The organism is Nocardioides pollutisoli (assembly GCF_040045055.1).
In the GTDB taxonomy this organism is placed as follows: domain Bacteria; phylum Actinomycetota; class Actinomycetes; order Propionibacteriales; family Nocardioidaceae; genus Nocardioides; species Nocardioides tweenelious.
This window is the reverse complement of sequence record NZ_JBDZDU010000001.1, coordinates 1,193,972-1,206,728: the sequence shown is the minus strand read 5'-3', so window position 1 is coordinate 1,206,728 and position 12,757 is coordinate 1,193,972. Positions and strand designations below refer to the sequence as shown.

Annotated in this window: 8 protein-coding genes; 4 read left to right on the top strand and 4 right to left on the bottom strand. The window is 72.5% G+C overall.

The genetic code is table 11. The annotated features are described in order from the left end of the window. Nucleotides 1-9 precede the first annotated feature (9 nt). Nucleotides 10-969: an ABC transporter substrate-binding protein gene (locus ABLE68_RS05855; RefSeq protein ID WP_348870363.1), complete on the top strand. Its 960-nt coding sequence runs from the start codon at nucleotides 10-12 to the stop codon at nucleotides 967-969. 15 nt (nucleotides 970-984) lie between these two features. Here ABLE68_RS05855 and ABLE68_RS05850 read toward each other — a convergent pair whose 3' ends face one another. Together ABLE68_RS05850 and ABLE68_RS05845 are read right to left on the bottom strand one after the other, a co-directional pair. Beyond that, entirely contained in the window at nucleotides 985-1,986 is a 1,002-nt protein-coding gene (locus ABLE68_RS05850) for a glycosyltransferase family 2 protein (RefSeq protein WP_348870362.1), read from the bottom strand. A gap of 10 nt (nucleotides 1,987-1,996) precedes the next feature. Further along, nucleotides 1,997-3,040 carry a sulfotransferase family protein gene (locus ABLE68_RS05845; RefSeq protein WP_348870361.1) on the bottom strand — a complete coding sequence of 348 codons (1,044 nt, stop codon included), beginning with the start codon at nucleotides 3,038-3,040 and terminating at the stop codon, nucleotides 1,997-1,999. A 102-nt stretch (nucleotides 3,041-3,142) separates the two neighbouring features. Between ABLE68_RS05845 and ABLE68_RS05840 the strand changes: the two genes are divergently transcribed. Next, nucleotides 3,143-4,291: a sulfotransferase family protein gene (locus tag ABLE68_RS05840; protein ID WP_348870359.1), complete on the top strand. Its 1,149-nt coding sequence runs from the start codon at nucleotides 3,143-3,145 to the stop codon at nucleotides 4,289-4,291. 1 nt (nucleotide 4,292) lies between these two features. Continuing rightward, nucleotides 4,293-5,243 (top strand): hypothetical protein, encoded by a 951-nt coding sequence (locus ABLE68_RS05835; RefSeq protein WP_348870358.1) that lies wholly within the window; start codon nucleotides 4,293-4,295, stop codon nucleotides 5,241-5,243. Here ABLE68_RS05835 and ABLE68_RS05830 read toward each other — a convergent pair. After that, nucleotides 5,221-6,087 carry a sulfotransferase family protein gene (locus ABLE68_RS05830; RefSeq protein WP_348870357.1) on the bottom strand — a complete coding sequence of 289 codons (867 nt, stop codon included), beginning with the start codon at nucleotides 6,085-6,087 and terminating at the stop codon, nucleotides 5,221-5,223. The genes ABLE68_RS05835 and ABLE68_RS05830 overlap by 23 nt on opposite strands. A gap of 148 nt (nucleotides 6,088-6,235) precedes the next feature. On the opposite strand from ABLE68_RS05830, the gene ABLE68_RS05825 reads away from it, so the two are divergent. Further along, complete coding sequence (locus ABLE68_RS05825; protein WP_348870356.1) at nucleotides 6,236-9,136, top strand: bifunctional glycosyltransferase/CDP-glycerol:glycerophosphate glycerophosphotransferase; 2,901 nt, start codon at nucleotides 6,236-6,238, stop codon at nucleotides 9,134-9,136. On the opposite strand, the gene ABLE68_RS05820 is transcribed toward ABLE68_RS05825, so the two are convergent. After that, a complete protein-coding gene (locus ABLE68_RS05820) occupies nucleotides 9,128-12,757 on the bottom strand; it encodes a bifunctional glycosyltransferase/CDP-glycerol:glycerophosphate glycerophosphotransferase (RefSeq protein ID WP_348870355.1) in 3,630 nt (1,209 codons plus the stop codon). The two genes, ABLE68_RS05825 and ABLE68_RS05820, sit on opposite strands and share 9 nt — an antisense overlap.

Sequence of the window (12,757 nt, the reverse complement as noted above, 5' to 3'; positions counted from 1 at the left end):
GACAGCACCATGCACGTACGACGTTCCCTCGCCGCGGCCCTGGCCGTCGGCTCCCTCCTCCTCGTCGGCGCGTGCGCCGGCTCCGACCTGAGCGACTCATCGAGCGACCCGAGCACCGGCACCTCCTCGTCGGGCTCGGCCGACAAGGGCCCGGTCCGGATCTCCGGCCAGTCCTTCCCGGAGGCGGCCCTGGTCGCCGCCATGTACGACGAGCTGCTCACCAACGCCGGTTACGACACCGACGTCAAGCTCGTCGACACCCGCGACGCCTACATGGCGACGTTCCCGAAGAGCATCGACGTGGTGCCCGAGTACGTCGGCGGCATCGTCAACTTCCTCAACGCCAAGGCCAACGGCGCGAAGGCCGAGCCGTTCACCGCTGGTGACGGCGCCGAGCTCGCCGACCAGGGCAAGTCCCTGCTCGACGACGCCGGGATCACGCTGCTCGACCAGTCCCCGGCCACGGACACCAACGCGTTCTTCGTGACCAAGGACTACTCCGAGTCCGAGGGCGTCACCAAGCTCTCCGACCTCTCCGGCAAGTCCGTCACGCTGGCCGCGGCTCCCGACTGCGAGGGGCGTCTCGACTGCGAGGGCGGGCTCTCCGACCAGTACGGCATCGACATCACCAAGGTGCTGCCGCTGGGCTACGCCAGCGACCAGACCTACCAGTCGGTGATCAACGGCGAGTCCGAGCTGGGCGAGACCAGCACGACCGACGGCACCCTGGACTCCCAGGGCCTGGTGGTCCTCGAGGACGACAAGCAGATCCAGCCGGCGCAGAACCTCGTCCCGGCGGTCAGCAGCACGTTCCTGGCCGACCACGACGACGTGGCCGACCTGCTCAACTCGCTGATGGCCGCGCTCACGACCGAGAAGCTCACCGAGCTCAACGCCAAGGTGGCGGTCGACCGCGCCAAGCCCGAGGACGTCGCCCACGACTTCCTCACCGAGGCCGGACTGCTCTGACCTCTCGCGCGGACGTCATACGGTCAGTGCGTCCCCATGCTCTGACCGTATGACGTCCCGCAGGTCGTCACGCCGATCGGCGACCACCAGCTCGGCCATCCGACGTTGCCTGGCCGGCAGGTCGGCCTGCGCCAGCGGGACCGTCTCCGGCCCCCAGAACTCCGCCAGGCAGCCGCGCAGCAGCTCCCAGTACTCCTCCGACGCATCGGGCGCGCAGCGGAAGTACTCCCACAGGTCGACCGGCAGGACCCGGGCGTACCACGTGAACTGGGTCAGAGGCGCCGTGCGCTGACGCACGATGCTGGTCGCCCAGCGCTTGGTCCGGATCCGGTCCGCGAGGTCGGCGACGTCGCCGCGCTGCTGGCTGATCGACGAGCCGTCGTCGCGCACCCGCCAGCCGTAGACCGGGTCCGGCAGCGAGTCGAAGCGCGACGCCTCGACCAGGGCACGGGTGATCGTGGGCTGGTCCTCGTAGCGGACGTCGACCGGGAACCGCAGCGCGGCCCGGTCCCAGAACGATCGGCGGAAGACCTTGTTCCAGGCGAAGCAGTCCGCGAGCAGCAGCGGCCGCTCGTCGACGTTCACCCCGCTGACGCGGCGCTGGTGGTTCTCCCGCATCAGTGGCGTCATGGACGCCTTCTCGCCCCGGAGCCGGTGCGCGGACCCGATCGCGAGGTCCGAGCCGCTCGCGTCCAGGCTGTCGACCAGGGCCCGGTAGGCGCCCGGGAAGACGACGTCGTCGCTGTCCGCGAAGGCGAGCAGGTCGCCGCGCGCGAGCTCGATCCCGACGTTGCGGGTCGCACCCAGCCCGACGTTGTCCTGCCGGTGCAGCCGCACGCGCGCGTCGGTGGCGGCGTAGCGGGCCGCGACCTCGGCCGTCGAGTCGGTGGAACCGTCGTCGACGACGATCACCTCGAGGTCGGCGTACGACTGGGTGAGGATGCTGACGAGACACTCGTCGAGGTAGTCCTCGACGTTGTACGCCGGGACGACGACGCTCAACGTGCTCCGGGGCATGCTCCGGACGCTAGGGCGCGTGGGTGAAGCGCGGTGGCCGCGCGGCCGACTGCTGGGTGACAACTGGGCGCAGACGACGCGTCAGCGCCGCGCCCAGCAACCGCACCGACTCACGGACCCCGGGGGCGTCCGGGGCGGGCTGCGCCGACTCGCGTCGCACCGCCCGGAGGGACGACCGCACGGTCGCCTCCGCCTGTCGGTAGCCGTGGGCGTGCGCGGCGTGGACCAGGTCGAGCCGCTCGACCGTGCCCGGGTCGGCCGGCGATCCGGACTCCGCCAGCCGGTCGAGCAGGGTCCAGGTCTCGCGCGCCTGCTCGGCGACCGCCGCCGGAAGGTCGAGGTCGGACCACGTGAGCCGGACCCGGCGCAGCCCCGGGTCGACGAACCGGTCGATCTCGCGGGTCGAGCGCGCCCGGTCGAGGTCGAGCACGAGCCCGAGGTTGGCGGCGAGGTGGTCGGTCGTCGCGACCCAGTCGTCGAGCAGGTCGTGGTAGCGGACGAAGGCGCGGTCCGCGCCCCGGGTCGCCCGCTCGGTGCCGAGCATCAGGTTGAGCCACGAGGCGACGCCGTGCGCGTCGTCGAGGCAGCGGTTGTACGACGCCCGCTTGCTGCCCACGACCTCGGCCGGCGGTCGCAGCATCGTCACGAACGACGGCTCGACGCCCAGCTCTCGCGCGGTCGTGGTCCACAGCGGGATGAACCACAGCAGCCGCGGGTCCTTCACCAGCAGGTGGTCGGCGTCGGTCAGCTGCTCTGCCAGCCACTCGCGCAGCCGGTCGGCGACCTCGGCGTCCCGGCCGACCGCCGCCGCGTGCACCCACGCCTCCGGGCGGGCGTCCGAGACCTCGACCCGGGCCTGGCGGAGCAGGTCGTCGTGGAAGTCCACGACCCACTGCGGCTCGGCGAAGCCCTTCGGGTTGGTGGGGTCGGTGGTGACCTCGGGCCCGGGGACGTGCAGGCCGAGCCGGCGCAGCACCCCGGCGACCGTGCTGGTCCCGGAGCGGCCCGCGCCGACGACGAGGGTCAGACGACGTGTGTCTGTCGAGGAGGTCACGGCGTAGGACAGTAGGCCGGTCTGGACCGCTTCGAAACGGTGGCCACCTGCCCTTTGTGCTCTGGTCGGGAACTGTTCGCCCGGCACCCCTACGGTCGCCGCATGCTCACCCACCGGCCCGTTGCCGTCGTCGACGACCCGCCCCTCACCGAGGAGCTCCTGGCGATGGCGGCCACGCCGAACCCCGTCGCGCCGACGCGCAACCTCGTGATCGTGGCGGGGTCCGGGCGCAGTGGGACCAGCCTGATGTCCGGCATCCTGCGGCACATGGGACTGCACGTCCCGGAGCCCGAGGTGGTGGCCGACCGCTCCAACCCGAAGGGCTTCGGCGAGCCGCAGTGGGTCGTGGACTTCCACGACACGCTGCTGCACCGGGTCAACGTGCACGCCGGCGACGCGCGCCCCGGTGCCTGGTTCGACGCCGGCCGGGCCGGCACCCGTGAGTGGAACCGCTCGGACCTCGCGGCGTGGCTCCAGCAGCAGTTCGCGGTCTCGGACTCGCTCGTGGTCAAGGACCCGCGGATCTCGTGGTTCCTGGGCATGTGGCGGGTGGCCGCGGTGCGCTGCGGAGCATCGACCTCGACGATCACGATGCTGCGCCACCCCGCCGAGGTGGTGGGCAGCAAGAACACCTACTACGGCGGCAAGCTGGGCGACATCAGCCGGCTGGCGGGCTGGACCAACATGATGCTCTTCACCGAGCGCGCGACGCGCAGCTCGCCGCGCAGCTACGTGCGCTACCACGACCTGCTCGCCGACTGGACGAGCAGCGTGGTGCGGGTCGGCGAGGAGCTGGACATCGAACCGATCCAGCACGCTGGCACCCGGGCGATGCAGGAGATCCACCAGTTCGTGGATCCCCAGCTGCACCGGGTCCGCGCGTCCTGGATGGACCTCGCCGTGCCGCCCGCCCTGCGCGAGATCGCCGAGGAGACCTGGTCCCAGCTCAACCTGCTCGTCGAGCCGGGCGAGACCGAGCAGGCCGCGGTCCACGCCTCGCTCGACGAGCTGCGCCGCGCGTACGGCGACCTCTACGCGCAGGCCGAGGCGCTCGCCGGCTCGAGCATCGAGGCCGCCGGGCCGGCGTTCCTCCGGTCCACCCGACGAGCCCGGGCCGAGGAGGCCGAGGCGGCCGCGCAGGCGGCGTACGACGCATCGTCGCCCATGCGCCGCCTCTACCTGCGCACCCGCCGGTTCGTGGGTCGGGTCGTGCGTCGGATCGACCGGCTGGCCGGTCCGAAGGAGGTCTGAGGTGCCCAGCCAGTACCTCCGGCTCGAGAACCTCGAGGAGCTCGAGGACTACCGCATCCACTGGCCCCGCGACTTCCGGGAGCTGGACCCGGGGCTGACCGCGGTGCTGCGCGTGCGCAACGAGGCGCGCAGCCTGCCGTGGGTGCTGCCCCCGCTCTTCCGAGCGGTGCAGAGCGTGGTCGTCGTCGACAACCAGTCCACCGACGACACCGCCGCGGTCGCCCGCGCGGTGGCCGCCCACGTCGGCGCCGCCGACCGACTGGTGGTGACGGACTACCCGTTCGTCGTCAGCCGCTGCGGCGCCGAGCACCTCGAGACACCCGAGCGGTCGGTCCACAACCTCGCCTACTTCTACAACTGGTCCTTCTCCCACGTCGCGACGTCGTACTCCATGAAGTGGGACGGCGACATGGTCCTCACCGTCGAGGGCGTCGACACCTTCGCGGACCTGGCCTGGCAGCTCGAGAACGTCGAGGCCGTGGTCTCCATGCCGCGCCACCCGCTCTTCGTCGAGAGCGACCGGGTCGCCTACCTCGACGTGCACATGGTCAACGTCGAGGAGTACGTCTTCCCGATGGGCGAGCACTACCGCCACGTGAAGGCCTACGAGTGGGAGCTGCGGATGGTCCCCGGCCACGCCGAGCGGATGCGGCTGCCCGAGGGTCTCTGCGTCGAGCTGAAGTACCTCGACAGCGACGAGTTCGACCACTGGGTCGCCCCGGACGCCTTCGGCGCCACCCAGCGCACGATGCGCAAGCTGCGCGAGTGGGAGGTCTTCCACGCGTTGCGCGACGGCCGGGCTGCGGAGATCGCGGGCCTGGTCCGGATCGAGGCGCCGCCGGAGTACGACCACGTGATCACCTACACGACCCAGCGTTGGTTGCCGGAGCAGTCCCGGCCGATCACGGTGCCGCTGGACCAGCGGGAGGTCAGCCTCGCGCCGGCTGGATGAGCTTCGCTGCGAACTGGTCGGCCAGCTCGGCCGGGTCGAGCCGGCCGTCGATCAGCCGCTGGATCGGCCAGTGCGCCACGTCGAGGCCGGAGAGCTGCTTGAACAGCTCGAAGTCGGCCCGGTAGACCTCGACCAGGCCGGTGATGTCCGACCCGGTCGGTACGTCGTCGGTGGTCGCCGGTCGTCCGGGCAGCGCGTGGGGCAGCCGCGGCTGGCGCACGAACCGGTCCAGCCCGAGGAAGTCCGTGATCGCGTCGACCGCCGGCTCCGGGCGACCGACGAAGGCGCGGAACTCCACCAGGTGGAACCGCTCGCGCCCGAACATCTCGAAGCCGCGCGCGAGCTGCGCGCCGTAGTAGCCGCGCACGATCCCGGACCGCATCCGGTAGGTGCTGGGGTTCGTCCCCTCGGGGATCCGGTCCTCCAGCGTGTCCGGGGCGAGCTCGGTGAGGAAGGCGGACCAGGTCGGCGCGTGGTCGGGCCACCGGTTGACGACCATCGACCACTGCGAGAACAACCGCTCGAGGGGGTCTCGGAAGACCACGATGAACTTCATGTCCGGGTTGTAGCGCTGGATCCGCACCATCGCCCGCGGCCACCAGAGGTAGAGCGGGGTGGCGTCGCCGACGATCCGGCGGCGCGGGTCGTCGGGCACGACCTCGTACGTCGAGTAGTCGACGTGCGGCCAGCCACGCCGCTCGACGTCGAAGAAGTGCATCTCCTTCAGCGGGGCCCGCTGCACCTGCGGGTGCTGGTTGAGGAGCCCGGAGAGCGAGCTGGTCGCGGCCTTCTGCGTGCCGGCGATCAGGAAGCCGAAACGCATCGGCTCGAGAGCGCGCGGCAACGAGGGCTCCTCCAGTAGGTGGGCGGTCGAGCGCGACGCTAACAGCGGAATCCGGCCGGGCCGGGGCCGGACAGCAGGTGCTCGACCACTGTTCACCGTCCATTGGGGGTGCGGTCGCCCGAGGCCCCGGACGGCCTAGGGTGAGCCCATGTCCGCCCGGTCCCTGCCTGTCCGGACCCTGCGCTCCCGGATGGGTGCGGTCGTACGGCGGGCCCGCACCGTCTCGCTGCCGACGGTCGACGTGGTGGTCGTCGTGGAGCCGGTGGACCGACCGCGCCTCGACGCGGCACTTCGCTCGGTCAGCGGGCAGGGCTACGCCCACGTCACGGTGCGGGTCTCTCCGGTGACCGACGCCGAGCCGACCTGGCAGGCCGCAGCCAACACCGGCGTCGCCGCCGGGCGTGGCGACTTCGTCGTCCTGCTCCGCGGGTGCGACCTGCTCGCGCCGGACGCGATCCGGCTCATGGTCGAGTCGCTGACCGCCTCGGGCAGCGTGCTCTGCTCCGGCCGCCTCGACCAGGCCGGTGCTCCCGAGCCGTGGTTGCTGCGTGCGCAGGGACGCGGTCACGCGGTCGCCCGCACGGCGCACCCGAGCGGTGGTGGGGTGCACCTGCCGCTCGACCTCACCCTCGGCGGGACGATGATCCGTCGGTCCGCCTGGACGGCGCTCGAGCCCGACGAGGACTGGCTGCTCTCCACCGGGGTCGCCCGGCTGCTGGCCGGGCCCGGCACTGCTGACCTGCTCGTGGAGCCGACGTACACCTGGTTCCCCGACCACGGCACCCGTGCGTACGGCGCCACGCCGAGCGCGTTGCCGGAGCTCGACGACCGGGCTGCCCGGATGGAGCGGATCCGCGACCTCCTCGGAGAGGGCCGGCTCGCCGAACGCTGGCGACGGACCGTGGCCGGCTTCGAGGTGCCGCGGCTGCTGCAGGACGCCGAGCGCGCGGACGCCGACGAGTGGCGCCGGCTCCGCGAGGTGACGACCGCGGTCACCGGCCAGGACCGGTGGTGGGTCGGCGTGGGCGCCGCAGCCCGCGCCTTGCTGTGGCTCGCGACCGAGGACCGTCGCGCCGACCTCGAGCTGGTGGCCGCCGAGATCGCCGCGCTCGGGGAGGACCTGCGCACGGTCCGGCGGGGCGCAGCGGTGCTCGCCGAGTGGCCGGTCACCGACCTGCCCGAGGAGATCCGGGAGCTGCCGCGCACCGAGACCGGGCTGCTGACCCGCGTGTCCCGCGTCGGTCCGCCCGGTCCGGACCGTCGGGCCGAGCTGCTGCTGGCCATCGACCACGTCGACCTCGCTGACCCGCAGACCCGGATCGTCGTGCGCGACGCGCGCGGCGAGGCCGTCGACCTCGAGCCGATCGATCCGGCGGAGGCGAGCCGGTGGTTCGGCCGCCGCTTCCAGGCCGCCACCGCGGTGTCGGTGCGGGTCCCGGGTGCCCGAGCGACGCGGTTGCAGATCACGGTGTCCGTCGGCGAGCTGACGCGCAGCGGCCGGGCACACCTGCCTGCGCGGGTGCCGCGCCTGACCAGCCGGGTCGTCGTCGAGGACCTGAGCGTCGACGGCGGTGCGCTGGTGGTGACCGGCACCGGTGACCTCGGCCTGGTCCGGGTGCTCGGCCGTGGCGACGTCGTCGTGGCGACACCGACCGAGCTCGGTGACGGTCAGGTCCGCATCGACCTCTCCGCCGACCTGTTCGGCGAGCTGGCCGCCCTCGCGCCGGGCAGCTACCGCGTGGTCGCCGGGGCCGACAACGTCGCCGTGACCGAGCAGCTCCGCGGGCGGCTGCCCGAGGTCCAGCTCGGGTCGCGGCACCGGGTCCGCGCCCACCTCGGCCCGCGCGGCGGCCTCGTCATCGAGCTCGGCGCGCCGCTCACCGACGACGAGCTCGGGCCGTACGCCCAGCAGCGGCTGCAGTCGGCGTACGCCGTCACCGACCGCCCCGTCGACCCGGACCTCTTCTACTTCGAGAGCTATGCCGGTCGCACCGCCACCGACAGCCCCCGCGCGATCTTCGAGGAGCTGCGTCGTCGGCGGCCCGACGTCCGCGTGCGGTGGGGGATCGCCGACGCGGGACAGCGGGCGCCCGACGGTGCGACGCCGGTGCTCATCCGCAGCCGCGAGTGGTACGACGTGCTGGCCGGTGCCGGCGTGATCGTGATGAACACGGACACCGAGGTGTGGTTCCGGCGGCGTCCCGGGCAGGTGCTGCTGCAGACCTTCCACGGCTACCCCTCCAAGGCGATGGGGCGCAGCCAGTGGGAGGCCAAGGACTACCCGCCGTCTCTGGTCCGCGAGTTCCGCGCGCGCGGCGTCGACACCTGGAGCGCGATCCTCACCCCGACGCCGGAGATGACCCGGCACTACCGCGAGCAGTACGACTACGACGGTCCGGCCTTCGAGCAGGGCTACCCGCGCGACGACGACCTCACGGCCCCCGGTGCGGACGCCCGGCGCGATCTCGTCCGGTCGCTGCTCGGCATCGGCGCCGACCAGACGGCCGTCCTCTACGCACCCACCTGGCGCGACCACCTGGCGAGCCGGCCACGTCTCGCTGCGATGACCGAGCACCTCGACCTGGCGCAGGCGGCGACCGAGCTCGGACCCGGCTTCGTGGTGCTGCTGCGCGGCCACCGGTTCCACCGGCCGCCCCCGGTCAGGGGTGCGGCGCGGGTCGTCGACGTCACGGCGTACCCCGAGATCAACGACCTGATCCTGGCGTCCGACGCCGCGGTGCTCGACTACTCGTCCCTGCGCTTCGACTTCGCGCTCACCGGACGGCCGATGGTCTTCCTGGTGCCCGACCTCGAGGAGTACGGCGCCGGCAGCCGGCAGTTCCTCTTCCCGTTCGAGGACTCGGCGCCCGGCCCGTTCGTCGACGACACCGCCGGCGTGGTGGCCGCACTGCGCGATCCGGGCCTGGCCGCGGAGTGGGGTCCGCGGATCGCGGCGTTCAACGCGCGCTACCAGCCCTACCAGGACGGCCGGGCCAGCGAGCGGGTCGTCGATGCGCTGCTGGAGCTCGTGGAGCGCTCGTCAGGCTGACGGGGCGTCGCCGCGCGGCACGAACACCGCGTCGACCAGTCGCGCCGACGCGTGCCCGTCGTCGAGGTCGACGTAGTCGCGGCGGAACTGCTCGACGAGCGGAGCGGAGGTCGCGCGCAGCCCGTCCATGTCCTGCAGCAGACCGACCACCTCGGCGGTGGTGGTGACCCGCGGCCCCGGTGCGGTGGGCAGGTAGTCGATCACGCCGCCGCGCGCTGCGTCGTACCTCTCGAGGTCGGGGACCAGGAAGATCATCGGCTTGTCGGTGATGCCGTAGTCGAAGCGCAGGGACGAGTAGTCGAGGACCGCGACGTCGGAGGCGAGGATCAGGTCGTTGATGTCCGGGTGGTCGGTCACGTCGATCACCCGCTCGCTGAAGAGCCGGGTCTGCGACCGGGCGTTGAACGCGTGCCCGCGCACCAGCAGGACGAAGCCGTCGCCGAGCATCTCGGAGGCCCGCTCGACGTCGAGGAAGTCGACCCGCTTCGCGGACATGTCGTCGAGCGACATGTAGTCGCGGAACGTCGGGGCGTACATGACCGCGACCTGGTCGGGCCGGATGCCGAGGTCGTCGCGGGTCCGCTCGCGGATCCTGGCGCCCTCCTCGGAGACGAGCACGTCGTTGCGCGGGTAGCCGATCTCGAGCACCTCGCAGGTGGCGCCGGCCGGCTCGAGGAACGCCTTGCGCAGCAGGGGAGTGGCGTACGACGCGGGCGAGACGAAGTAGTCCCACTCCCGGGCGCGACGGTCGAAGTTGAGGATCTGGCTGCCGAGGAAGCCGCCCTTCGACCACCACTCGTGGCCCATCACCTTGTAGGGGTAGCCGTGCATCGTCTGGATCATCACCTGGCCCTCGGGCTTGGTGAACCAACCGATCTGGTGGACGTTGATCATGTGGTAGCGCGACCGGGCGAGCGCGTAGTGCCACGCACGGGTCTCCTGGACCAGGCCGATCCCGCCCTCGGGCACGGGCACCGAGCGGTCGGCGATCGACCAGTAGAGCGTCAGGTCGGATCCGCGACGACGCAGCTCGCGGTGCACGCCGAGGCCGTTGCAGTTGGCGGCATCGCCGTACAGGGCGCGGAAGAAGACGCTGTCCTCGTCGGCCACCGCCGCCTGGGCCTCCTCGCGCAGGCGACGCTGGTTGCGGGCGCCGCGCTCGTCGTCCGCGAGGGGCGGCGCGAGCGTGATGGCGAGGGTGGGGACCCGGGCGACCTGGAGCTCGACGATCCCGCGGTAGCGGGTGAGGCCGACGTCGTACGGCAGCACGTCGACCAGATCGGCCGCGGGCGTCACCGGGATCCGGGTGCCGGAGCCGTCGACCAGCGAGACGGTGTACTTGCCCGGCGACAGGGCCAGGCCCTCCCGGGCCCAGCGGGTGCGGGTCAGCGCGAAGACGATCCGCGGCCGCGGGCCGCTCTCGTCCCAGGTGCCGGCGATGCGATCCTTGCTCGTCTCGAGCACCGGCGCCCACGTCGTCATCGCAGCCGGACCGGCGACGGTGATGACGAACTCGTCGTCGGTCACGGTCGGGGTGGTCGCCACCGGGACGCGGTCGAGGACCTCGAGCTCACCGTGCCGGCCGCGCGTGAGCACGTGGCCGGTGGTGTCCGTCGGGTCGGTGACGACGCCGGGGGAGCGCGGCAGGTCGGCCGGGGCGAGCAGCGGGGTGCGGGTGCCGTCGGGTCCGTCGACGCAGACCCACACCGGCACGGTCGCCCGCGCGCCGCTCTGGGCGGAGGCGGGGATGGCGGTGAGGTCGAGCTCGACGGTCCAGCCGTCGGCGGTGCGCCTCGGCGTGGCAGTCAGCAGCGGCCGGCGGCGGTCGTGGTGGGCCAGGACGACCTCGCGGACGGTCAGGTCGTCGCCGGAGAAGAGGACCGTGGCGCGGCCCTCGGGCGAGACCTCGGTGCGGACGACGTACGGCCCGGCGGTGACGCTGACCAGCAGCTGTCGCAGCCGGCTCGCGACCTTCGCGACGTAGCCGGGGGCGATCGGGTGGGCCTGGACCACGCCGCCCGAGCCGCCGAGCGCGATCTCGTTGATGGATCCGACCCGCGTGACACCGGCCGCGGTGATCGTCACCTCGACGTGCCAGTCGACGGCACGGGCCGGCAGCGTGCCGGCGGGCAGGGTCGCCTGGAAGCCGCCCGGGCGGTAGTTGGCGTACCAGTGGCTCCCGACCACGTCGAGGCGCGGCTCCTCGCGGGACTCGACCTCGAAGCGGTGGCGCTCGGAGCCGTCGGGGGAGACCAGCTCGAGACCGGTGACCGGCGGTGACTCGGCCAGGTCGAGGTTGCGCAGGTAGGCCCAGCCGTCGAGGTGGAGCGAGCCGTCGTCCGCCCAGGCCACGCGGAGGATCCGGGCCGCGAGCTCGACCTGGGTCTCGGCGAGCATGTTGGCGTAGTCGGGGAGCGTGTCGGCGAAGGGCAGGTCGGCGTGGACGCCGTCCTCACGCGCGTGCGTCCGGAACCGCTGCAGCTCCTGGCCGAACTGCTCGAGGAACTCCTCGGCGTCGGCGCGTCGGTCGGCGACGATCAGCTCGTCGATCATCTTGTCGGACGCCGTGACCCAGCGCTGGAAGAGCTCGCGGGGTGCGACCTCGAGCAGGTCACCGATGCCCTCGCGGAGCAGCTGCCAGAACTCGTCGCCACCGGTGATCAGGTGACGGGTGAAGTAGGGCATGTTGTTGGCGAGCAGCTGGGCCGCGCGGATGCCGGCGGCCTCGCTCTTGCCCGCGGCGACGAGGTTGGCCAGCGAGTCGCGCACGGTCGCGTTGTGCTCGGCGAGGTTCGTGACCGAGCCCGAGCGCTGGGAGATCGACGACTGGTCGGCGCGGATCCGCCAGTGGACCCCGACCTCGGGTAGCACGTCGAAGGAGCGGGCCAGCGCGAACGCCGACATCGACACCGGCTGGTCCTCGTAGAGACGGCCCTCGGGGAAGACCAGCCCGGCGCGGTCCCAGAACTCCCGGCGGTAGACCTTGCCCCACGCGACGGCGTTGACCATCGCCTCGGGGAACTCGTCCAGCGTGGTCGCGAGGCGACGCTTCCGGTGGGCGTCGCGGATCCAGCGGCCCGCCGGGTGGTAGCGGTCCTCCTTGAGCCGGTCGTAGTAGCTCACGGCGAAGTCCGACCCGGACTGCTGGAGCGCACCGACCGCGTTGGTGAAGGCGTCCGGCGGCACGGTGTCGTCGGAGTCGAGGAAGGTGATGAACTCGCCGCGTGCGTGCTCGATGCCGGTGTTGCGGGCCGCGCTCAGGCCGCCGTTCGGGCGTCGTACGACGCGGACGCGGGGGTCGCGCCGCGCATGGGCCCGCGCGATCTCGCCGCTGCGGTCCGGGCTGCCGTCGTCGACCACGATGATCTCGACCTGCCGGTAGTGCTGGAAGCGCACGGAGATCAGGCACTCGTCGAGGTAGTCCTCGACCTGGTAGCAGGGCACCACGACGCTGAGCAGCCCGGGCACCGGCGTGGAGCGGTGCCACGTACGGCGTACGCGCGTGCCGACGCCCGATCCGGTGCGAGCGGCCCGGCCGGCGGCGGAGCCGGCCCGGTCGACGACGGAGTCCGGGAGTCGCGTGGCGATCCGTCGCGCGATCCTGCGGGGGGTGCCGGCCAT